This is a genomic window from Brevundimonas sp. (genome assembly GCF_035935935.1).
Taxonomy (GTDB): domain Bacteria; phylum Pseudomonadota; class Alphaproteobacteria; order Caulobacterales; family Caulobacteraceae; genus Brevundimonas.
In genome coordinates, this window is record NZ_DASYWO010000005.1 from 1 (window position 1) to 19,925 (window position 19,925).

The following is a 19,925-nucleotide window of genomic DNA, read 5'->3' on the forward strand; positions in this document are numbered from 1 at the left end:
GGGGCTCACATGTCCACGGCCGGCCGGCGTCGGCGTGAACCTGCAAGGTCGTGGCCATCGGAGGTGGGCGGCGGCGCGGGGGCCGGGGGCAATGAGACGCCTCCGGATCAGGCCGGCGATCATGGCGCGTCACGGGAAGGCGCGCGTCCGGGTACGGGGTTCGCAGGTCTCCCGCCCGCCCGCCGAAGGCGCGTCCGTTAGTCGCCAAGCAGCGGCCCTATGCGGTGGCGAGAGCCATTTCGGACAGCTTTCGATCAGACGGACCGCGCGGAGCGTCGTCGCGAAGCCGAAACGGTAATCACATCACAGCATCCGGGCTCCGCGCCCGGCGCTCCGCCCGCCCTTTCCAACTCCGCGTGAAAACGACGGAGCGTCCGATCGTGCCTGAAGCCTTCCCCGGCCTCGCGTTGCAAAAAGAACTTTACAGCGCAAAGCAGGCGGGCTAGATGGTCCTCATGACCGCAGCTTCCACGCCCTTTGTACGCGCCTCCGCCGACTGGACCGCCGGCCAGGCCGTCGGCCGCGTTCTCGTCGCCTCGGGCGCGGCGTTCGGTGCGGCCAACCTGTTCCAGTGGGGCCTCATGTCCGGCCTCCTGCCGCTGCATCCTGCGTGGCTCTCGCTCAGCTGGCCGGTCGCGCTGGCCGTCTTCTTCAGCGTCCTTATCCGCGTGCGCCGCAACCCGTCGCCGGGCGCGCGCACCGCGGGCGGCTGGTCGCGCCGCGCCATTGCGGTCCAGCTGTCGGTCGTCGCGGCGCTTCTGGCCGTCTCGGCCGCCACCGGCCGGTGGGAGACCATGGCCTGGGCGACGGTCAGCACGCCCGCGCTCTACGCGGCCGCCTGGGCCGTGGCGGCGCTGCGGACGCGCCGGCCGGTTCTGGCGCTGCCCGCCGTGGCCGGCCTCGCCGGCGCCGCGACGATCGCCCTCCTGCTGGGCAGCCCCGCCCAGCATCTGGCCTCGGCGGCGACCCTTCTGTTCACCGCCCTGATCCCGGGGCTTCTCCTCATCACCGCCCGTTCGGAGGCCTGACCATGACCCAGGACGACATCCGCTCCATGAAGGACGAGATCGCCTACATCAAAGCCCTGGCCGAGGAGGGCCGTCGCACGCCCGTCATGGGCGGCGGCATCCTGATCGCGGCGGGCCTGATCTTCGGCCTGGCCTCCATCGTCCACTGGCTCATCGCCATCGAGGCCCTGACCGTCACCCCCGTCGCCTATGCGGTCATCTGGATCGCCGCCATGGCCGCATTCTTCGCCTGTCTGTTCGTCCTCATCGGACGCAACAAGGGCCGCCCGGGCGCCGCCTCGCTGGTCAATCAGGCGGTGGGCACGGCCTGGATGGGCGTCGGCCTGCTGATCTTCGTCATGTCACTTTCGATCGCCGTCATCTCGTGGCGCGTGCAGAGCGAGATCCTGACGCTGATCTTCCCGTCGATGATCTTCGCGGCCTACGGCTCCGGCTGGGCGGTTTCGGCGACGATGTCGAAGTCGCGCTGGCAGTGGTGGCTGGCCATCGCGGCCTGGGCGGCCGCGCCCGCCATCGCCGCCCTGGTCGGCACCAGCTGGATCTGGCTGGCCTACGCCGCCGGCCTGATGCTGCTGGCCCTGATCCCCGGCGTCATCCTGGTCCGGCAGGAGCCGGCGGAGGTCGTCTGACCATGGCCGACGGCTTCGACATCAACCGCATCGACGAGGTCATCCACGGCCGGGTCCGGCTGGGAATCATGGCCTATCTGTCGGGCGCCGGCACGGCCGACTTCGGCGAACTGAAGACGCGACTCCAGACCACGGACGGCAACCTGTCGGTCCACCTGCGCAAGCTGGAGGAGGCGGGCTTCGTCGAGGTCACGAAACGCTTCGTCGGCCGCAAGCCCCTGACCGAGGCCCGGCTGACCGAGGACGGCCGCCTGGCCTTCGTGCAGTACCTCGACGCCATGGGCGCCCTGCAGGCCGCGGCCCAGCCGAAGCCGGACTGACTTCCGACGCGGAACGTGAGAAGGGCAGGGTCATGAGCCGGCTCCTGTCCTTCGACGCCATCGACAACTTCCGCGACTACGGCGACTACGCCACGGCCGCGGGGCGGCGGATCCGCGCCGGGCGTCTCTACCGGTCGGCCCATCACGCCCGCGCCAGCGACGCCGATCTCGACAGGCTGGCGGATCTCGGCCTCGGCGCCGTCGTGGACCTGCGCCGTCCCTCGGAACGCCTGCGCCAGCCGTCGCGCCGACCGGCGACCGCGTCCTGCGCGGTGGTCGAAAGCCATCACGACGACGGGGGCGAGGCCCCGCACATCACCTTCCTGCGGACCTCCGACCTCAGCGAGGCGTCCGGTCGAGACTTCATGCACCAGGCCTATCGCCGCCTGCCCTATGAGACGCCGCATCTCGACCTCTTCGCCCGGTATTTCCGTGCGCTCGGCGAGGCCGAGGGTCCGGTGCTCATCCACTGCGCGGCCGGGAAGGACCGCACCGGCCTGCTCGCGGCCCTGACGCATCACCTCCTCGGCGTGTCGCGCGACGACATGATCGAGGACTATCTGCTGACCAACACCGCCGTGGACCTCGAGGCCCGGGCGCCCGACATCGCCCGACAACTTCACGCCATGACCGGCCGCACCGCCTCGCATGCCGCGGTCGTCGCCTTCATGGGCGTGTCGCCGGACTTTCTCGACGTCGCCTTCCGCACCATCGAGGCGCGGGACGGCTCGCTCGACGCCTATCTGGAACGTGCGCTCGGCGTCGATGCCGCGCTGCGTGACCGCATCGGCGAGCGGCTGGCGGCGTGAGCGCGACCTTCACGGTCCGGCTGGCCCGCCCGCTGGGCCGGATCGACGCCGCCGCCGTCGCCCATGCCCTGCGCGACCGACCCGGCGCCCTCGTCCTGACCGCCTCACCGGAGGGGGGACGCGCCGTGATCGCGGCCGACCCGGACCTGACCTTCGCCGGAGCCGTGGCCGACGCGGCCCCCTTCGCCCGGCTCGCCGATCCGCTCTGGGGAAGCGGCGTCGTCGGCCTCGCTTCCTACGATCTCGGCGCGCGTCCCGCGGTCGGCCGGCGCGGCGACTGGCCCGACCTCATGCTGGCCCGCTACCCGTCGATGATCGAGATCGACGCCGGGGGTCGGGCGATCGCCGTGGGCCGCGGGCCGGACGCGGGCGCCGCCGTTATCGCGCGGGATCGCGCCGCCGCCTGGGCGGTCGCGCCGCCGCCGCCGCCTCCGGCCGCGGCGCCCTCTCCCCACTTCGCCGCCGAGGCGCCCGGCGAGGCCTATGAGGCGGCGGTCGCCGACGTCGTCGCCCGCATCGCCGCCGGCGAGCTGTTCCAGGCCAACGTCGCCCGCGGCTGGAGCGGTCGCCTCCGGCCGGGCGCCGATCCCTTCGACGCCTTCGCCCGTCTGCGCGGCCGGTCCTCGGCCTACGGCGCCTTCTGGCGGCTGGACGACCGGGCCCTCGTGTCCAACTCGCCCGAACTCTTCCTGACCCTCGACCGCGCGACGCGCCGGGTGGAGACCCGACCGATCAAGGGCACCCGTCCCCGCCACCCCGATCCCGAACGCGACGCGGCCCTGGCCGAGGAGCTGAGGTCCAGCGCCAAGGACCGCGCCGAGAACCTCATGATCGTGGACCTCATGCGCAACGACCTCGCCCGCGCCTGCGAACCCGGCTCGGTGCGGGTGGAGCGGCTCTTCGAACTGGAGGCCCACCCCACCGTGCACCATCTGGTCTCCACGGTGACGGGGCGCCTGGCGGACGGCGCCGGTCCGGCGGAACTGATGGCCGCGGCCTTTCCGCCCGGCTCCATCACCGGCGCCCCGAAGCATCAGGCGATGAAGGTCATCGCCGGACACGAGCCGCCGCGCGGACCATGGTGCGGCTCGCTTTTTCTGATGGAGGAGGAGCGTTTCACGGCCTCGGTCCTGATCCGCACGGCGGCCTTTGAACGACGCGGCGGTGGCTGGACGTGGCGGACCCTCGCGGGGGCCGGCATCGTCGCCGACAGCGATCCGGCCGCCGAGCGGGCCGAAACCGAAGCCAAGATCGCGGCCCTGCGCGAGGCCCTGGCCGGCGCTCAGGGCGTATAGGCGATCGTCTCGACCTCACGCGGCCGCATGTAGAACTTGTGAGAGAATTTGGTGATGGACGGCATCAGATAGTCGACCGGGGAATCGTAGTCGTACGTCGTTTCCGTCACCACGATCGTCTGACCCCGCTCCACCACGCCGGCGGGCAGGGTCATGGTCCCCGTCAGCGCCGGCAGGCCCTTGCCGCGGCTCCAGACGATGCGGTTCACGTCGTCGTTCCCGCGCGTCACGGCCGAGGCGCGCAGCTTCAGCGTGGCCGAGGGAAACGGCTTCATGATCTGGACGCCGACGTTGAACAGATCGTCCATCTGCGCGCCGGTGATGGCCTGTCGCTGGGTGATCAGGTCGGCCACGACCGCCGCGCTCTGGCCGGCCCGCTTCTGGGCCATGAACCCCTGACAGAACTCGGCCAGGCCGAAATACATGGCCACCAGCACCGGGGCCAGGAGCGCGAACTCCACCGCCGACACGCCGCGACGGTCGCGCCGCAGCCGCGCGAACACGCCGGCGCTCGTGGAGGCGCGCCGCATCAGAACGGCTCGTTCTGGAAGGCGGTGGTGGCCATCAGCCAGCTGTCCGAGCCACCGCGGGCTAAGCCCTGCGCCAGAAAAGGCGTGAACAGCGTGTGCCGGTACCAGGCCCGCGCCAGCATCAGGCTGCCGGCGGCGCCGTTCTGGTAGGTCAGCCCCGCCGAGGAGAACCCGCCGCCCTGCATGGGATCGGGAACGTTGGGCGCCGTGTAGTTGCCGACCACGCGCACGTCCACGAACACCTTCCCCTCGCAGCCGGCGGAGAAGATGCTCATGCGGGCGCACATGCGGGTCTTGAAGGTGGCGTCCGTGAAGCCTTGGGCCGAGGCCTGTCCGGTCCGTACGAGACGGCCCGTCTCGATGACGGCGTTCTCGAGCACGGAGTCGAGGACGAAGACGAAGGCGATCTCGGCGATCGCGAACAGCATGAACAGAAAGGGAAGGGCGATCATGCCGAACTCGACGGCCGCCGCGCCTTTGCGCGGACGCCGCCGGATCAGCCGATGCAGGAGCGCCCGGCGCATGCCGGTCAGTTCGGGGCGGCCGCCGGGGCCGCGGCGGCCGACGCGCCGTCGTTGGGCGAACGCAGGGTCGGCGCGCAGGAGGCGGCGCACGCCATCTCGGTGACCTGGGCGCCGCGCCACACGCGTACGCGGCCGACGTCGCCGCCCGCCACGACGACCTGGCTCTGGAACAGGGTCCGGCCCACGCCGTCGACCACGACCACCTCGGTCACGCCATAGCCCTTGCCCGTGACGAACAGGGTGTTGGCGTCCACGACGGTCACGTCGGCGATCTGGGGGTTGCCGACGATCACCGAGCCGGCCTGGCCGCGCAGCTGGATGCGGGCGGACTGGTCAATCTCGACGTTCAGGGACTGGGACTGCGCCGCCGCCGCGCCGGGGGTGGCCGCCGCGATCAGCAGGCCGGCGGCGATCAGAAGGCCGCGCGTCGATCGATGTCCGATGGCCATGGGGCCGCTCCCTTGGAATTCCGCACGCCCGCGAGGGGCGCCCGCACACTGGCGGGCAAATCTCAAGAAAGTCTGAAGTGACCCGAGCGGCGGCTGCGAGGAGTTCAACTTGATGAACATGCAGGTAACCACGAATTCAGCATCGTTCGTCTTGGCATTTACTCTGATTTAAGCGCGCTCGTGCAGTTTGGTCATACGGGGAACGGGCGCAGCAAGCGGCGGCCCCAAGTTGGTGGAAGTCATCTCGCGTTCCGTTTTCCAATCTGAAGGACAGATTCACATGACCAAGTTCGTTTCCCGCTTCATGGCCGACGAATCCGGCGCCACGGCCATCGAGTACGGCCTGATCGCCGCCCTGATCGCCGTCGTCATCATCACGGCCGTCACGGCCCTGGGCTCGACCATCAAGACCAAGTTCAACGCCGTCGTGACCGGCATGGGCGGCACCGCCGGCGCCTAAGCCGACGCACCGTCTCGAAACCGCGAAAGGCCCGGGGCTTCGGCTCCGGGCCTTTCTGCTTTCCGGGTCTGCAAGTCGAGAAATGAGGGTGAACGCGCAAGTAACCGTGTCCGCGCACCCGCCCTTAACGCAGGTCGGCGAAAGTGACCGTGCATTCCGGGGGCTCAGCGGGCGACCGCCCTCCCGATTGAAGTCGCTCGCTGAACCAAACTGAAGGACATCCCATGACCAAGTTCGTTTCCCGCTTCATGGCCGACGAATCCGGCGCCACGGCCATCGAGTACGGCCTGATCGCCGCCCTGATCGCCGTCGTCATCATCACGGCCGTCACCGCCCTGGGCTCGACCATCAAGACCAAGTTCAACGCCGTCGTGACCGGCATGGGCGGCACCGCCGGCGCCTAAGCCGACGCACCGTCTCGAAACCGCGAAAGGCCCGGGGCTTCGGCTCCGGGCCTTTCTGCTTTCCGGCGTGCGCAAAAACGCGCCCTTAACCGCCTGCGGGGCAGGATGGCCGCATGGATCCGCTCCACCTTCTGCCCCTCAGCCTTCTGCCCGCCCTGGTCATCGTCGCCGGGCTGAAGGATCTGACCAGCATGACCATCCCGAACTGGATCTCGGCGATCCTTGTCGTCGCCTTCTTTCCCGTGGCCTTCCTGATGGGCCTGCCGGTCGTGTCGGTGGCGGTGCATCTGGGGGTCGGTCTGGCCGCCCTGCTGGTGGCCGCCGGCATGTTCGCCCTGCGCTGGATCGGCGGCGGCGACGCCAAGCTGACGGCGGCGGCATGCCTGTGGCTGGGCGTGTCGGGATCCGGCATGTTCCTGTTGTGGACGGGGTTGATGGGCGGCCTGTTCTGCCTGTTCCTGATCTTCGCGCGCTTCCAGGCGCAGACCGCGCTGCCGGCCGGGGCGCCCGGCTGGGTCGTGCGCCTGATGGAGCCGAAGGGCGACATCCCCTACGGCGTCGCCATCGCCGCCGGCGCCCTGATGGCCTGGCCGGCCAGCCCCCTGATGAGCCTCTACGCCTCAGGCGTTTGAAAACCGGCGTTTAGGGGGCCGTTAACCCGCGGGCTTCATGGTCGTTAACGCAGGCGCCGGGAGTGTGACTTCCGCGATTCGCCCGCGTCGGAGACCCGTGGATGAAACCCGCCCGCATCGCCGTGATCTGCGTCGCCGCCGTCGCCGCCATCGGACTGGCCTTCGTCGTGCGCGCCATGGGCTCCGGCTCGGGCGAACCCGTGCAGACGGCCGCCGCCGCGCCGGTCGCAGCCGTGCCGATGGCCAAGGTTCTGGTCGCCGCGCGCGACCTCGAGCCGGGCAAGCGTCTGGTCGCCGACGACCTGGAGTGGAAGGACGTCCCCGCCGCCGAGGTCCTGCCCGAACACTTCACCGACGGCACGACGCCCGTCCCCGCCCAGCCCGCGGCCGAGGTCAAGCCGGCAGACGGTTCCGCCGTGGCCCGGGTCACCCGAGCGGCGTCCGAAGTGGCCACCGGCGGGGCCAAGTCCGACTGGCTGGGCGCGGTGGTCCGCGAGCCCATCCTGGCCGGCGAGCCCATGCTGGACCGCAAGGTCGTGCGCGCCGGCGACAGCGGCTATCTGGCCGCCTATCTGGAGCCCGGCATGCGGGCCATGGCGATCCGTGTCACGGTCGAGACCGCCGCGGGCGGCTTCATCCTGCCCGGCGACCGGGTCGACGTGCTGCTGACCCGCGAGATGAAGCTGTCCGACGTCGCCGGCGAGAACTCCGGCCGCAGCCGCTTCGCCACCAACACGGTCATGGCCAACGTCAAGGTTCTGGCCATCGACCAGACCACCAGCGTCGACGACGACGCCAAGGCGGTGGTGGGCGCCACCGCCACGCTGGAAGTTCGCCCCCAGGACGCCGAGGCCCTGGCCCTGGCGAAGTCCGAGGGCGAACTGAGCCTCGTCCTGCGCTCCTATGCCGACACCGGCGGCCCGTCCGGTCGGGTCGGTCCCTCGCCGAGCCAGAACACGACCTCGACGGTTCGCGTGTTCCGCGGCGGCGATCCTGAAGTGGTGGTGGTGCAATGAGACGCCTGACCGTCCTCCTGACCGCCGCCGGAATGGCGCTGGCGCCGATGACGCCGGCGACCTCGGCCATGGCCCAGAGCCGCGCCGTCGTCGCGGCCGGCGCCGCGTCGCAGCTGGTGAACCTGCCGCGCGGCAGCTCCATGGCCATCGATCTTCCGGCTGACGCCCGCGACGTCATCGTGTCCAATCCCGCGGTGGCCGAAGCCGTCCTGCACTCGCCGCGCCGGATCACCATCATCGGCCTGGCGCCGGGCGAGACGGACGCCGTCTTCCTCGACGCCGCGGGCCGCTCGATCCTGACCCTGCGCGTCCGGGTCGACGCCGGCGTCTCGGCGCTGCAGGACACCTTGTCGCGCACCCTGCCGGGCGTGAACGTCCGCGCCGAGGCCGTCAACGACAGCATCCTGCTGACCGGCACCGTCTCCAGCCCGGGCGAGGCCGACCGCGTCACCCAGATCGCGCGCGCCTTCGTCAGCGCGCCGGAGAAGGTCATCAACATGATGACCATCGAAGGCTCGGATCAGGTCACGGTCCGCGCCCGGGTGATCGAGGTGCAGCGCACGGCGGTCAAGCAGCTGGGCTTCGACGTCAACGCCATCCTGAACACGATCGGCGACGGCCTCTCGCTGCAGAACATCGCCACCTTCGCCGTTTCCGGCAGCCAGCTGGGCGGCGGCCAGATCACCTACAACGACGCCAACAACGACGGCGAGGGTGTGACGGGCACGATCCGCGCCTTCGAGCGCACCGGCCTGATCCGCATCCTGGCCGAACCGAACGCCACCTCCGTCTCCGGCGAAAGCGCGGAATTCCTCGCCGGCGGCGAATTTCCGGTGCCGGTCGGTCGCGACGACCGCGGCAACATCCTGATCGAGTTCAAGCCCTACGGCGTGCGGCTTGCCTTCCGCCCCATCGTGCTGTCGGGCGGCCGCATCTCGCTGCAGCTGTCGACCGAGGTGTCGGAGCTGACGACCAACGGGGCCTTCACGCTCGGGGGCACCGGGCCCAACGCGCTCGTCATTCCGGCGCTGGCGGTGCGCCGCACGTCGAACACCGTGGAACTCCCGTCCGGCGGATCTCTGATGATCGCCGGCCTGCTGCGCGAGGACACCCGGCAGAACATCGACCAGCTGCCCGGGATCGGCTCCCTGCCGGTGCTGGGCGGCCTGTTCCGCTCGCGCGACTATCTGGCCGGCGAGACCGAGCTGGTGATCATCATCGAGGCCTACATCGTCTCGCCGACGTCTCCGAACGCCCTGCAGACCCCGGCCGACGGCTTGGTCGTCTCGGGCGACCTGCAGACGCTTCTCTTCGGGCGGCTGACGGAATGGTACGGCGTGCCGGCGCCGCAGGCCGGCGCCTCGGCCGGCTGGCAGGGCCCCGTGGGCTATGTGATCGAGTGAGACGGACCATGCGCACCCTCCTGATCGCCACCGTCGCCGCCGTCGCCCTGACCGGGTGCGCCCAGACGGGCGGACTGTTCCAGGGCGAAACCCCGCCGCTCACGCCGCTGTCGCACTATGCCCTCCGGGTCGAGCCGGGCTTGGACCGCATCGCCCTGGCGGTGCACGAGACCGGTCTGTCGACGGCCCAGACCGACGCCCTGGCCGCCCTGAGCCACCGCTGGAAGCGCGGCGGCGCCGGTCGTCTGTTCATCCAGTCGCCGTCGGGCGAGGACCAGGTGTCCGCGGCCATGGCGTGGGCCGTTCACGACGCGCTGGTCCGCTTCGGCATCCCGGCTTCGGCCCTGACGGTGGAAGCCTACGGCGCGCCGGACGGCCGCGCGCCGGTGCTGGTGGGGTTCGAGACGGTGCAGGCGGTCATCCCGAACTGCGCCGCCGAGCGCGGCACGCTCAACGGCCGCGTCTCCAACGGCCCGTCCCCCGGTCTGGGCTGCTCGGTGAACGCCAATCTGGCGGCCCAGATCGACGATCCCCGCGACATCGCGCGCCCACGCGGCATGACCCCGTCCGACTCCGGTCGCGCGGCAGTGGTCTTCTCGGCCTACCGCACGGGCGAGACCACGTCGGCGACGCAGGAAGAACTGGTCGCGGGCCGCATCTCACGGGCGGTGGAATAGGTCGGCATGAACAACGCCTTCGCCCAGAGCCGCGACGAATTCGAGGACGACGCCTTCGACCTCGACATGGATTACGTCCGCGACGAGCCGGGCGCTCCGCAGCCGTTCACCGACGTCGCCGTGCCGGCGGCCCGCGAGCCGCTTCAGTTCACGCCGCCCGCCCCCACGGCTCCGGTTCCCGCCGCGGCCCTGCCGGTCGCCGCCGGCGAGCCGTTCAATCCCGTCGGCGAGATGATCGCCCATGCGGGCTCGGCCCTGGCGCCCATGGCGGCGGACGTTTCGGTGCCCCGCATCGGCATCCACGTCTTCGCTGAGCGTCAGGACACGTTGGCCGCGGCCGAGCGCGCCGGTCAGGACCGTCGCCTGTCGCGCGCCACCACCCAGGTCCGCGTCGGCGGCGTGGCCGCCGCGGTCGAGACCTACCGGCACGAGCCGACCCCGCCGCTGGTCGTCGTGGAATCCACCGCCGACCCGGCCACCCTGCTGGGCGAGATCGACCACCTCGCCGAGGTCTGCGACGCCGGCACCAAGGTCGTGGTCATCGCCTCGGTCAACGACATCCTGCTGTACCGTGAGCTGATGCGGCGGGGGGTCAGCGAGTATCTGGTCGCCCCCGTCCAGCCGCTGCAGCTGATCGCGGCCATCGGCGGCCTGTTCGCCGATCCGGCCCAGCCGTTCGTCGGCCGGACCATCGCGTTCGTCGGCGCGCGGGGCGGCTGCGGGGCCTCGGCCATCGCTCACAACACCGCCTATGCGATGTCCGAGAAGATCGGCGCCAACACCGTCATCGTCGACTACGACCTGCCGTTCGGCACCGCCGGGCTGGACTTCAATCAGGATCCGCTGAACGGCGTGGCCGACGCCCTGGGCCAGCCCGACCGTCTGGATCCGACCCTGCTCGATCGCATGATGGTGCGCTGCACCGACAAGCTGTCGCTGTTCGCGGCGCCCGCCACGCTCGACGCGGACTGGGACGTCAGCCCCGAAGCGTTCGAAGAGGTCACCACGCAGATCCGCGGCACCGCGCCGTTCGTCGTGCTGGATCTCCCGCACCTCTGGTCGGGATGGATGCGGCGCACCCTGATCTCGGCCGACGAGGTCGTGGTCGTCGCCACGCCCGACCTGGCCAGCCTGCGCAACGCCAAGAACATGATCGACCTGATCAAGCAGGGGCGGCCCAACGACGCCCCGCCGCGTCTGGTGCTCAATCAGGTCGGCGTGCCCGGCCGGCCGGAAATCCCGGCCAAGGAATTCGGGGCCGCCCTGGGCGTGCATCCCAGTCTGATCATCCCGTTCGAGCCCAAGGTGTTCGGCGCCGCCGCCAACAACGGGCAGATGATCCTGGACCTCGGCGGCAAGTCGAAGGCGGCCGAGAGCTTTCAGACTCTGGCCCAGATCGTCTCGCGCCGCGAGCTCCCGCAGCTGGCCGGGCCCAAGGCCGCGAAGCCGGCGGGCAAGTCGATCTTCGGATCCCTGTTCAGGAAGAAGAGCTGAGTGTTCGGCAAGCGCACAGGACAGCCCGGCGCGGCCCCGCCGCCGCTGCGTCCCGTCGCGCCTGAACCCGCGCCCGAAGCCTTCGCCCCCGCGCCCGATTTCCAGCCGGCGCAGGGCGTCCAGACCCAGGCGTTCGCCTTCGGCGGCGAGGCCGAGGTCATGGAGCGCCCCGCGGCCCAGCCCGTCCCCGCCGCGGCCCCCCGCGCGGCGCCCATGGCCGACCGGCTGGACGCCCTCGCTTCACGACCCAAGCCGCAACCGCAGGCTCCGAAGCCGGAAGGTCCCGGCCCGCGCGCCACCGCCGGCTTCGAACAGCTGAAGAAGGCGCAGCAGGTCGCCGAGATCGTCCGCGAGCAGTCGGACTACTACCACGCCACGAAGACCACGATCTTCAACGCGCTGATGAACACGATCGATCTGGCCCAGCTGGCCCAGCTCGACACCAAGGCCGCGTCCGAGGAAATTCGCGACATCGTCGCCGAGCTGGTGGCGATCAAGAACGTCTCCATGTCGGTGGCCGAGCAGGAGCACCTGGTCCAGGACATCGTCAACGACGTCCTCGGCTATGGTCCGCTGGAGCCGCTGCTGGCCCGTGACGACATCGCCGACATCATGGTCAATGGCGCCGGGCGGGTGTTCATCGAGGTCGGCGGCAAGGTCCAGCTGACCAACGTCCGCTTCCGCGACAACGCCCAGCTGATGAACATCTGTCAGCGGATCGTGTCGCAGGTCGGCCGCCGCGTGGACGAAAGCAGCCCCATCTGCGACGCGCGCCTGCCTGACGGGTCGCGCGTCAACGTCATCGCCCCGCCGCTGGCCATCGACGGCGCCACGCTGACGATCCGGAAGTTCAAGAAAGACAAGCTGACCATGAAGAATCTGGTGGAGTACGCCTCCATCAGTCCCGAGGGCGCGCGCGTGCTCGGCGTCATCGGCGCGTCGCGATGCAATCTGGTCATCTCCGGCGGCACGGGGTCAGGCAAGACCACCCTGCTGAACACCCTGACGGCCTTCATCGACCCGACCGAGCGGGTCATCACCTGCGAGGACGCCGCCGAACTGCAACTGCAGCAGCCGCACGTCGTGCGTCTGGAAACCCGCCCGCCGAACCTTGAGGGGCAGGGCCAGATCACTATGCGCGATCTGGTCAAGAACTGTCTGCGCATGCGCCCGGAGCGGATCATCGTCGGCGAGGTCCGCGGACCCGAGGCCTTCGACCTGCTGCAGGCCATGAACACCGGCCACGACGGCTCCATGGGCACGCTGCACGCCAACAGCCCCCGCGAGGCGATCAGCCGGATGGAATCGATGATCACCATGGGCGGCTATGGCCTGCCGTCCAAGACGATCCGCGAGATGATCGTCGGCTCGGTGGACGTGATCATCCAGGCCGCCCGCCTCCGCGACGGCTCGCGCCGCATCACGCACATCACCGAGGTGGTGGGTCTGGAAGGCGACGTGATCGTCACCCAGGACCTGTTCGTCTACGAGATCACCGGAGAGGACGAGAACGGCCGCATCATCGGCCGCCATCGCTCGACCGGCATCGCCCGCCCGCGCTTCTGGGACCGCGCCCGCTACTACGGTCTGGAGCGCGAGCTGGCCGAAGCGCTGGACGCGGCGGAGTAGGGCGATGCTGGAGATTCTGGCCGGCGTGCTCGGCTTCATCGTCATCGGGTCGCTGGGCTGGGTCTTCGTCGGCGGCGACGATTCCAGCAGCCAGGCGCTGAAGCGCGCCCAGACCTTCGGCGGGCCCAAGGTCGATCAAAACGCCCGCTCGAAGAAGGCGGCTGCGGCCGCCAACACGCCCGAGGCGCGGCGCAAGCAGATCATGACGCAGCTGCAGGAGGCCGACCGCGCCGAACGCAAGGCGCGCATGACCATGGCCGCCAAGCTGAAGCAGGCGGGACTGGGCATCACCCTGCGCACCTTCGTCGTCGTCAGCGTGGTGGTCGGGCTGATCGCCGGGCTGCTGCCGCTGCTGTTCGGCGCCAACGTCTTCCTGTGCCTGGGCCTGGCCGTCGTTTTCGGCCTGGGCCTGCCGCGCTGGTTCGTCGGCATGCTGGGCAAGCGCCGCATGAAGAAGTTCGGCAGCCTGTTCCCCGACGCCGTCGACGTGATCGTGCGCGGCATCAAGTCGGGCCTGCCGGTGCACGACTGCTTCAAGATCATCGCGCGGGAGAGCCCGGCGCCGCTGGGGCCGGAGTTCCAGCGTCTGGTCGACGGCCTCGGCGTCGGCCTGACCCTGCCGCAGGCGCTGGACCGGATGTACGAGCGCATGCCGACCCCCGAGCTGAAATTCTTCGCCATCGTCATGGCGATCCAGCAGAAGACCGGCGGCAACCTGGCCGAGGCGCTGTCCAACCTCACCACCGTGCTGCGCGCGCGCAAGATGATGGGCGAGAAGATCAAGGCGCTGTCGTCGGAGGCCACGGCCTCCGCCGGCATCATCGGCTCGCTGCCGCCGGCGGTCATGATTCTCGTGACGCTGACGACCCCCGCCTACATGATGCTGATGTTCACCGACCCCCGCGGACAGTTCATGCTGCTGGTCGCCGGCTTCATGATGGGCTTCGGCGTCTTCGTCATGAAGAAGATGATCGCGTTCAAGTTCTGAGGGCCGGGCGATGACCGAACTGATGGCCTTCCTGACGGATCCGCAGAACCTGCTCAGCCTGATGGTGGGCCTGCTGTCGTTCGCCGCCATCTGGGGCCTGATCACCGGGCTGAGCGGCGGCAAGGGCCTGGACAAGCGCATGAAGGCCGTCGCGGAACGCCGCGACGAGCTGAAGCGTCGCTCGCGTCAGGCGATCGCCCAGCAGGCCCAGGCGGGCGGCGCCCTGCGGCACACGGACGAAGGGTTCAAGAAGCGCGTCGTTGAGCGTCTGAACCTGACCAAGCTGCTCGAGGACCCGAAGGTCGCCGAAAAGATGGCCCAGGCCGGCTATCGCGGGCCGAAACCGCTGACCACCTTCTACTTCTTCCGCTTCTCCATGCCGTTCGTCTTCATGGCGGTGGCGATCTTCTATCTGTTCATCTTCAACGATTTCGGTCTGCCGCTGATGACGCGGGTGCTGGCCGTGGCGGTGGCGACGGTGGTCGGCTTCTACGCGCCCAACCTGTTCCTGGAGAACCGCATCTCCAAGCGCCGCACCTCGATCATGCAGGCCTTTCCGGACGCGCTGGACCTGCTGCTGATCTGCGTCGAGGCCGGCATGTCGATCGAGGCGGCGATCCAGAAGGTCAGCCAGGAGATCGGCGGATCGTCCATCGATCTGGCCGAGGAGCTGACCCTGCTGTCGGCCGAGCTGTCCTATCTGCCGGATCGCCGCATGGCCTATGAGGGGCTGGCGAAGCGCACCAACCATCCGGGCGTCCGCTCGGTCGCAACCGCCATGACCCAGGCCGAGACCTACGGCACGCCTTTGGGCACGGCCCTGCGCACCATGGCCAAGGAAAATCGCGAGATGCGCCTGTCGGCCGCCGAAAAGAAGGCGGCGGCCCTGCCGGCCAAGCTGACCGTGCCGATGATCATCTTCTTCCTGCCGGTGCTGTTCATCGTCATCCTGACCCCTGCGATCATCAACATTCAGGACACGATGGCCAAGGGCGGCTGACCCCGGTCAGCTCTCGGCGTTCGCCTTGATCGCCTCGCCGATCGCCTCGGCCGCCCGCTTCAGCTTCGCGCGGTGTTTGTCGAAGTACATCTCGCCGCGCAGGCCGCGGAAGATCCAGCCGTTGGCGACGATGCACGAGCCGGGCTCCAGCTCCTCGATCTCGTAGTACCGCACCGAGCGGAACCACAGGCCGCGGCTTTCGGCCCAGACCAGCTGGGCCCGCGGCTGCCATTCGACGACGCGGGCGACGGCGCGGCGCTCGCCCACCCCCTCCACGGTTTCCGTCAGCGCCAGCTCGCCCCCGAAGGCGATCGTGCCCTCCACGGTCGTCTCGACCGGGTTCCAGCGGTCCCAGGACGGCAGGTCGGCGATCAGGTTCCAGATGTCGTCCGAGGGGGCTTGCACCCCGACGCGCTTTTCGATGCGGGCGGTTTCCATCCGGCTTTTCCAGCACGCCTGAATGGCGGAGAAAAGGCTTTCAGCGCGCGCCTTCCGGGCCCGGCTGACTGGCGGGCTGCACGTCGGGAGCGGGGCGTTCGTCACGGTCGGGCAGATCGGGCGGCGGCGTGCGCAAACCCCTCAGCACGAAGGCCAGCACAAGCGCCACGCCGGCCATCCCCACGTTGAGGACGAACGGCGCCGGCTCCGTCCACTCGTACAGCGCGACGCCGATCACCGGCGGGAACAGGAAGCTGATGCCTGCCAGCGCCATCATCAGGCCGGCGATCGCGCCCTGCTCCCCCGGTCCGACCGCCAGCGAAGAGCCGGCCGTGAAGCCCGGTCGCGCGAAGCCCAGACCCAGCGACACCAGCGCGTAGCCCACCACGACGGCGAAGAAGTCCGGCGCGGCGACGCTGAGCAGGTTGCCCAGCAGAGCCAGACCCGCGCCCCAGCGCATCAGCGCCCTCGGCTGGAGGTTCAACAGCGGGATCAGGCCCCACTGCGCCAGCAAGGTCGCCGCCGCCCCCGCGAACATGGCCAGACCGATGAAGGGCTGGGCTTGGGTGGCGCTCATGCCCTGCGCCGCCAGCTCGTCGATGACGTGAAACCCGAGCACCGAGATGTTCACGGCCTGAACCCCGGTCACCAGCACGCCGAAGGCCAGATGTCCGGAGATGCGCGGGTCCTTCCACAGCCCCTTCGACGGCGTCAGTTCGCGGGCCTGACGCGGCACCTCGCCCGACGGCAGGGATCGCCAGACCCAGGCCAGCACGCACGCGCCGATCAGCGCGAAGACGTACATCGGGCCCGCCAGCCCGACGACCGGCAGCACCAGAAAGGGCGCCAGCGTCGGCCCGATCACCGTGCCCAGACCCTGGGCCGACGCCAGCATCGACATGGCGCGCGTCCGCTCCTGCGCCGTGGTGCGGTCGGCGACGTAGGCCTGCGACGCGATCGGGGCGGCCGACCCGAACAGGCCGTAGATCGCCCGCGCCGTGGCCATCAGCGCAAAGGCGACGCCGGCGCCCAGCCACCCTTCCAGACCGGCGGTGGTCGCGACGCCGAAGCCCGCCATCGAGACGACGAATCCGCCCAGCCCCAGCTGGATGGTCCGCTTTCGCCCCCACGCGTCGGAGCGCCGGGCCCAGACGGGGCTGGCGACCGTCCACAGCAGCGCCGACAGGGCGAAGGCGCCCGCCACCAGGGTGTCGGCCAGTCCGAACTCGCGCCCGATGGTGGGAAGGACCGATTGCAACGCCATATTGCCGCCCGCTGCGATCAGGCTGACGAGGAACAGGATGGCGAAGGCCTGGGACCGCAGGTTCATACGCTCACTCCGCCGCGGGCGCGGGCAGCAGTCTCATTCGCCGCCCGTCGTCCAGCCCCAGCCGGGCGTTGATCTCCAGCAGATCCGTGCCCGGTTCGATGACGAGCAGTTCCGCGGGTCGGGCGGCGTTGACGGCCACCACTGCGCGCTTGGGGCACACGTCGAAGCAGTCGGTGTGTCGGACGGTGATCTCGGACTTCCGGCCCTTGCCCGCCTTGAGATACTTCCTGAGCGCCTTTTTCAGGCTCCTGTCGCCGTTCGGCCCGAAGCCTTCGTCGTCCAGCTTCTTCGAGCATTTTCGGCACACCAGGACGACGTCCTGCCAGCGGGTCTTTGCGGCCTTGATGGGCATGAGTGCGAATTCGGCGTTTCCCGCGGCTTGCGCAACCCCGGGAGTGGGCCGCATCGTGCGCCGAACGCCGGGGGACTCCAGATGATCCGCACGCTCGCCTTCGCCGCCGCCCTGCTGGCGGCCGTTCCTGCGCAGGCCCAGATCCGCGCGCCGGACGCCGCGGTCGCCGCCGTGATGCCGGATGTGGTCGCCTGGCGGCGCGACTTCCACGCCAACCCGGAGCTGGGCTTCGCCGAGCACCGCACGGCCGCCGCCGTAGCCGCCCACCTGCGGTCGCTGGGGCTGGAGGTGCACGAGAACGTCGGCAGGACCGGCGTGATCGGGGTGCTGCGCGGCGGGCGGCCGGGCAAGACCGTGGCGCTGCGGGCCGACATGGACGCCCTGCCGGTGCAGGAGGCGACGGGGCTGCCCTTCGCCTCGACCGCCACGGGGACCTACATGGGGAATGTCGTGCCGGTGGCCCACGCCTGCGGCCACGACGCCCACGTCGCCATGCTGATGGGCGCCGCGGAGGTGCTGGCCGGCATGAAGGATCAGATCGGCGGCACGATCGTCTTCATCTTCCAGGCGGCGGAGGAGGGGGCGCCTCCCGGCGAGCCCCTGGGCGGCGCGGCGCTGATGGTTCAGGAAGGCGTGCTGGAGCGCTTCGGCGTCGACGCGGTGTTCGGGCTGCACGTGGTGCCCGGCGAACCGGGCGCCGTCTGGTGGCGGCCGGAGGGCTTCATGGCCGCGTCCGACCGCGTGGACATCGTGCTGAAGGGTCGGCAGACGCACGGCGCCTGGCCGTGGAAGGGCGTCGACGTCATCGCGGCGTCCGCCGCCGTGGTGCAGACGGTCAACACCCTGACCTCGCGCACGGTCGATCCGACCACCACGCCGACCGTCTTCACCATCGCCACGCTGGACGCCGGCGTCCGCTACAACATAATCCCGGATCAGGCCGTGATGTCGGGCACGCTGCGGACGTTCGACGTCGATCAGCGCGACGATCTGGTCGCCCGCGCGGAGGCCGCCATCGGCCACGTGGCGCAGGCCCACGGCGCGACCGCGGAGTTCTCAATCCGCCAGAACGCGGCGCTGGTCTACAACGACCCGGAGCTGTCGGGCTGGCTGGCCCCGGTCTTGGAGACGGTGTCGCCCGGCAAGGTGAATCCGGCCGCCCCGCCGACGACGGTCGCCGAGGATTTCAGCTACTTCCAGCAGAAGGTCCCGGGCGTCTTCTTCCACCTCGGCGCCTCGGCTGACGGCGTCGATCCCGCCGCCAGTCCGCCCAACCACTCACCGCAGTTCGACGTGAACGAGCGGGTGCTGGAGACCGGCGTGCGCGCCCACGTGACGATCGCGCTGAGCTTTCTGGCCGACTAGGCGAAGAAGCCCCGGATCACCCGCTCATAGACGCGGGTCAGGGCTTCCAGCTCCGTCACCGGCACGCGCTCGTCGATCTGGTGCATGGTCTGGCCGACCAACCCCAGCTCCAGCACCGGGCACATCGCGCGGATGAAGCGGGCGTCCGAGGTGCCGCCGGTGGTGGAGGCTTCAGGGCGGATCCCCGTTTCCGCCTCGACCGCGTCCAGCACGCCGCGCACGAAGGGGCCGGGCTCGGTCAGGAAGGCGTCGCCGGACCACAGGTGCTCGGTCGTCACCGTCACGCCCGGCGTCTCCGCGGCCTTCGCCTGCGCGTCCAGCCAGGCCATCAGGCTCTCGCCGGTGTGGGCGGGATTGAAGCGGACGTTCAGCCGCCCCCGCGCCTCCGCCGGGATCAGGTTGGTCGCCGCGTTGCCGACGTCCAGCGTCGTGATCTCCAGGTTGGACGGCTGGAACGCCGTGTAACCGTCGTCGAGCCGATGATCGGCCAGCTGCGTCATCAGCCGCGCCAGCACCGGGGCGGGATTGGCCGCCCGGTCGGGATAGGCGACGTGCCCCTGCTTGCCCTTGACCGTGATCCAGGTATTCAGCGAGCCGCGACGGCCGATCTTGATCATGTCGCCCAGCACATGCTGCGACGACGGCTCGCCGACCACGCAGGCGTCGATCACCTCGCCTTCGGCCTGCAGCGCCTGCACCACCCGTTTGGTGCCGTGCAGGGCGGGGCCCTCCTCGTCGCCGGTGATCAGGAAGGACAGGCTGCCCGCGACGCCCCCTTGCGCCAGAACGCGGCTGACCGCGGCCGTCCAGGCGGCGATGCCGCCCTTCATGTCCACCGCACCGCGCCCGATCACCACGCCTTCCCGCACCTCGGCCTCGAAGGGATCGGACGACCAGGCCTCTGGCGCGCCCGTGGGCACCACGTCCGTGTGCCCGGCGAAGCAGAGGTTCGGCCCCGTCGTGCCCCTGCGCGCATACAGGTTCTCGATCCCCTCGAAAGGCATGCGCCGCACGACGAAGCCCATGCCCTCCAGCAGGTGGTGCAGGACGTCCATCGCCCCCGCGTCGACCGGCGTCACCGAGGGGCGCCGGATCAGGTCGCGGGTCAGCTGGACGGGATCGATGGGGACGGCGCTCATGGACTCGTGCTTAA

General features: G+C 70.2%; 23 protein-coding genes. 16 read left to right on the plus strand and 7 right to left on the minus strand.

Annotation, left to right across the window (positions count from 1 at the left end):
* Positions 1–455 precede the first annotated feature (455 nt).
* Genes VGR32_RS04755 through VGR32_RS04775 form a run of 5 tightly spaced genes read left to right on the plus strand, consistent with a single transcriptional unit; the run spans position 456 to position 4,081 of the window.
* Positions 456–1,028 carry a hypothetical protein gene (locus tag VGR32_RS04755; RefSeq protein ID WP_327448596.1) on the plus strand — a complete coding sequence of 191 codons (573 nt, stop codon included), beginning with the start codon at positions 456–458 and terminating at the stop codon, positions 1,026–1,028.
* 2 nt (positions 1,029–1,030) lie between these two features.
* Positions 1,031–1,657: a hypothetical protein gene (locus VGR32_RS04760; RefSeq protein ID WP_327448598.1), complete on the plus strand. Its 627-nt coding sequence runs from the start codon at positions 1,031–1,033 to the stop codon at positions 1,655–1,657.
* Between the two features lie 2 nt (positions 1,658–1,659).
* Positions 1,660–1,977, plus strand: a complete 318-nt coding sequence (locus VGR32_RS04765) for a transcriptional regulator (protein ID WP_327448600.1) — start codon at positions 1,660–1,662, stop codon at positions 1,975–1,977.
* A gap of 32 nt (positions 1,978–2,009) precedes the next feature.
* On the plus strand, positions 2,010–2,786 hold the full coding sequence (locus VGR32_RS04770; protein ID WP_327448602.1) for a tyrosine-protein phosphatase: 777 nt from the start codon (positions 2,010–2,012) through the stop codon (positions 2,784–2,786).
* The gene (locus VGR32_RS04775) at positions 2,783–4,081 is read left to right on the plus strand and encodes an anthranilate synthase component I family protein (RefSeq protein ID WP_327448604.1); all 1,299 of its coding nucleotides are present in this window, start codon (positions 2,783–2,785) and stop codon (positions 4,079–4,081) included. Before VGR32_RS04770 ends, VGR32_RS04775 begins: the two co-directional genes overlap by 4 nt.
* Here the strand turns inward: VGR32_RS04775 and VGR32_RS04780 are convergent.
* The 3 genes from VGR32_RS04780 to VGR32_RS04790 are packed head-to-tail and all read right to left on the minus strand — an operon-like array spanning position 4,069 to position 5,584.
* Positions 4,069–4,611: a TadE/TadG family type IV pilus assembly protein gene (locus tag VGR32_RS04780; protein WP_327448606.1), complete on the minus strand. Its 543-nt coding sequence runs from the start codon at positions 4,609–4,611 to the stop codon at positions 4,069–4,071. The genes VGR32_RS04775 and VGR32_RS04780 overlap by 13 nt on opposite strands.
* Positions 4,611–5,135: a TadE/TadG family type IV pilus assembly protein gene (locus tag VGR32_RS04785; RefSeq protein WP_327448608.1), complete on the minus strand. Its 525-nt coding sequence runs from the start codon at positions 5,133–5,135 to the stop codon at positions 4,611–4,613. Before VGR32_RS04785 ends, VGR32_RS04780 begins: the two co-directional genes overlap by 1 nt.
* A 5-nt stretch (positions 5,136–5,140) precedes the next feature.
* On the minus strand, positions 5,141–5,584 hold the full coding sequence (locus VGR32_RS04790) for a pilus assembly protein N-terminal domain-containing protein (protein ID WP_327448610.1): 444 nt from the start codon (positions 5,582–5,584) through the stop codon (positions 5,141–5,143).
* 280 nt (positions 5,585–5,864) lie between these two features.
* Between VGR32_RS04790 and VGR32_RS04795 the strand changes: the two genes are divergently transcribed.
* The 10 genes from VGR32_RS04795 (at position 5,865) to VGR32_RS04840 (ending at position 15,287) form a co-directional block, all read left to right on the plus strand.
* The gene (locus tag VGR32_RS04795) at positions 5,865–6,044 is read left to right on the plus strand and encodes a Flp family type IVb pilin (RefSeq protein ID WP_327448612.1); all 180 of its coding nucleotides are present in this window, start codon (positions 5,865–5,867) and stop codon (positions 6,042–6,044) included.
* Positions 6,045–6,268: 224 nt separating this feature from the next.
* Positions 6,269–6,448: a Flp family type IVb pilin gene (locus VGR32_RS04800; RefSeq protein ID WP_327448612.1), complete on the plus strand. Its 180-nt coding sequence runs from the start codon at positions 6,269–6,271 to the stop codon at positions 6,446–6,448.
* Between the two features lie 113 nt (positions 6,449–6,561).
* The gene (locus VGR32_RS04805) at positions 6,562–7,080 is read left to right on the plus strand and encodes an A24 family peptidase (RefSeq protein WP_327448614.1); all 519 of its coding nucleotides are present in this window, start codon (positions 6,562–6,564) and stop codon (positions 7,078–7,080) included.
* Between the two features lie 101 nt (positions 7,081–7,181).
* Entirely contained in the window at positions 7,182–8,096 is a 915-nt protein-coding gene (gene cpaB / locus VGR32_RS04810; RefSeq protein ID WP_327448616.1) for a Flp pilus assembly protein CpaB, read from the plus strand.
* On the plus strand, positions 8,093–9,499 hold the full coding sequence (locus tag VGR32_RS04815) for a type II and III secretion system protein family protein (RefSeq protein ID WP_327448617.1): 1,407 nt from the start codon (positions 8,093–8,095) through the stop codon (positions 9,497–9,499). Before cpaB ends, VGR32_RS04815 begins: the two co-directional genes overlap by 4 nt.
* Before the next feature lie 8 nt (positions 9,500–9,507).
* Positions 9,508–10,176 carry a CpaD family pilus assembly protein gene (locus VGR32_RS04820; RefSeq protein ID WP_327448619.1) on the plus strand — a complete coding sequence of 223 codons (669 nt, stop codon included), beginning with the start codon at positions 9,508–9,510 and terminating at the stop codon, positions 10,174–10,176.
* Positions 10,177–10,182: 6 nt separating this feature from the next.
* The gene (locus tag VGR32_RS04825) at positions 10,183–11,670 is read left to right on the plus strand and encodes an AAA family ATPase (RefSeq protein WP_327448620.1); all 1,488 of its coding nucleotides are present in this window, start codon (positions 10,183–10,185) and stop codon (positions 11,668–11,670) included.
* A 159-nt stretch (positions 11,671–11,829) separates the two neighbouring features.
* Positions 11,830–13,299 carry a CpaF family protein gene (locus VGR32_RS04830; RefSeq protein ID WP_414642895.1) on the plus strand — a complete coding sequence of 490 codons (1,470 nt, stop codon included), beginning with the start codon at positions 11,830–11,832 and terminating at the stop codon, positions 13,297–13,299.
* Positions 13,300–13,303: 4 nt separating this feature from the next.
* Entirely contained in the window at positions 13,304–14,287 is a 984-nt protein-coding gene (locus tag VGR32_RS04835; RefSeq protein ID WP_327448624.1) for a type II secretion system F family protein, read from the plus strand.
* Positions 14,288–14,297: 10 nt separating this feature from the next.
* On the plus strand, positions 14,298–15,287 hold the full coding sequence (locus VGR32_RS04840; protein WP_327448626.1) for a type II secretion system F family protein: 990 nt from the start codon (positions 14,298–14,300) through the stop codon (positions 15,285–15,287).
* Between the two features lie 6 nt (positions 15,288–15,293).
* Here VGR32_RS04840 and VGR32_RS04845 read toward each other — a convergent pair whose 3' ends face one another.
* From VGR32_RS04845 to VGR32_RS04855, 3 genes are read right to left on the minus strand one after another with little or no spacing between them, the layout of a single operon-like run.
* Positions 15,294–15,725, minus strand: a complete 432-nt coding sequence (locus VGR32_RS04845; protein WP_327448628.1) for an SRPBCC domain-containing protein — start codon at positions 15,723–15,725, stop codon at positions 15,294–15,296.
* A 40-nt stretch (positions 15,726–15,765) separates the two neighbouring features.
* Positions 15,766–17,055, minus strand: a complete 1,290-nt coding sequence (locus VGR32_RS04850) for an MFS transporter (RefSeq protein ID WP_327448630.1) — start codon at positions 17,053–17,055, stop codon at positions 15,766–15,768.
* A 4-nt stretch (positions 17,056–17,059) separates the two neighbouring features.
* Complete coding sequence (locus tag VGR32_RS04855; protein ID WP_327448632.1) at positions 17,060–17,407, minus strand: hypothetical protein; 348 nt, start codon at positions 17,405–17,407, stop codon at positions 17,060–17,062.
* Positions 17,408–17,488: 81 nt separating this feature from the next.
* Here VGR32_RS04855 and VGR32_RS04860 point away from each other — a divergent pair, with 81 nt between their 5' ends.
* Complete coding sequence (locus VGR32_RS04860; RefSeq protein WP_327448634.1) at positions 17,489–18,772, plus strand: amidohydrolase; 1,284 nt, start codon at positions 17,489–17,491, stop codon at positions 18,770–18,772.
* Here the strand turns inward: VGR32_RS04860 and dapE are convergent.
* Complete coding sequence (gene dapE, locus VGR32_RS04865) at positions 18,769–19,911, minus strand: succinyl-diaminopimelate desuccinylase (RefSeq protein WP_327448636.1); 1,143 nt, start codon at positions 19,909–19,911, stop codon at positions 18,769–18,771. The genes VGR32_RS04860 and dapE overlap by 4 nt on opposite strands.
* Between the last annotated feature and the right edge of the window lie 14 nt (positions 19,912–19,925).

Coding starts and splice junctions, on each gene's coding strand:
- VGR32_RS04755 (WP_327448596.1), top strand. CDS start 456: ATGACCGCAGCTTCCACGCCCTTTGTACGCGCCTCCGCCGACTGGACC.
- VGR32_RS04760 (WP_327448598.1), top strand. CDS start 1,031: ATGACCCAGGACGACATCCGCTCCATGAAGGACGAGATCGCCTACATC.
- VGR32_RS04765 (WP_327448600.1), top strand. CDS start 1,660: ATGGCCGACGGCTTCGACATCAACCGCATCGACGAGGTCATCCACGGC.
- VGR32_RS04770 (WP_327448602.1), top strand. CDS start 2,010: ATGAGCCGGCTCCTGTCCTTCGACGCCATCGACAACTTCCGCGACTAC.
- VGR32_RS04780 (WP_327448606.1), bottom strand. CDS start 4,611: ATGCGGCGCGCCTCCACGAGCGCCGGCGTGTTCGCGCGGCTGCGGCGC.
- VGR32_RS04785 (WP_327448608.1), bottom strand. CDS start 5,135: ATGCGCCGGGCGCTCCTGCATCGGCTGATCCGGCGGCGTCCGCGCAAA.
- VGR32_RS04790 (WP_327448610.1), bottom strand. CDS start 5,584: ATGGCCATCGGACATCGATCGACGCGCGGCCTTCTGATCGCCGCCGGC.
- VGR32_RS04795 (WP_327448612.1), top strand. CDS start 5,865: ATGACCAAGTTCGTTTCCCGCTTCATGGCCGACGAATCCGGCGCCACG.
- VGR32_RS04800 (WP_327448612.1), top strand. CDS start 6,269: ATGACCAAGTTCGTTTCCCGCTTCATGGCCGACGAATCCGGCGCCACG.
- VGR32_RS04805 (WP_327448614.1), top strand. CDS start 6,562: ATGGATCCGCTCCACCTTCTGCCCCTCAGCCTTCTGCCCGCCCTGGTC.
- cpaB (WP_327448616.1), top strand. CDS start 7,182: ATGAAACCCGCCCGCATCGCCGTGATCTGCGTCGCCGCCGTCGCCGCC.
- VGR32_RS04815 (WP_327448617.1), top strand. CDS start 8,093: ATGAGACGCCTGACCGTCCTCCTGACCGCCGCCGGAATGGCGCTGGCG.
- VGR32_RS04820 (WP_327448619.1), top strand. CDS start 9,508: ATGCGCACCCTCCTGATCGCCACCGTCGCCGCCGTCGCCCTGACCGGG.
- VGR32_RS04825 (WP_327448620.1), top strand. CDS start 10,183: ATGAACAACGCCTTCGCCCAGAGCCGCGACGAATTCGAGGACGACGCC.
- VGR32_RS04830 (WP_414642895.1), top strand. CDS start 11,830: ATGGAGCGCCCCGCGGCCCAGCCCGTCCCCGCCGCGGCCCCCCGCGCG.
- VGR32_RS04835 (WP_327448624.1), top strand. CDS start 13,304: ATGCTGGAGATTCTGGCCGGCGTGCTCGGCTTCATCGTCATCGGGTCG.
- VGR32_RS04840 (WP_327448626.1), top strand. CDS start 14,298: ATGACCGAACTGATGGCCTTCCTGACGGATCCGCAGAACCTGCTCAGC.
- VGR32_RS04845 (WP_327448628.1), bottom strand. CDS start 15,725: ATGGAAACCGCCCGCATCGAAAAGCGCGTCGGGGTGCAAGCCCCCTCG.
- VGR32_RS04850 (WP_327448630.1), bottom strand. CDS start 17,055: ATGAACCTGCGGTCCCAGGCCTTCGCCATCCTGTTCCTCGTCAGCCTG.
- VGR32_RS04855 (WP_327448632.1), bottom strand. CDS start 17,407: ATGCCCATCAAGGCCGCAAAGACCCGCTGGCAGGACGTCGTCCTGGTG.
- VGR32_RS04860 (WP_327448634.1), top strand. CDS start 17,489: ATGATCCGCACGCTCGCCTTCGCCGCCGCCCTGCTGGCGGCCGTTCCT.
- dapE (WP_327448636.1), bottom strand. CDS start 19,911: ATGAGCGCCGTCCCCATCGATCCCGTCCAGCTGACCCGCGACCTGATC.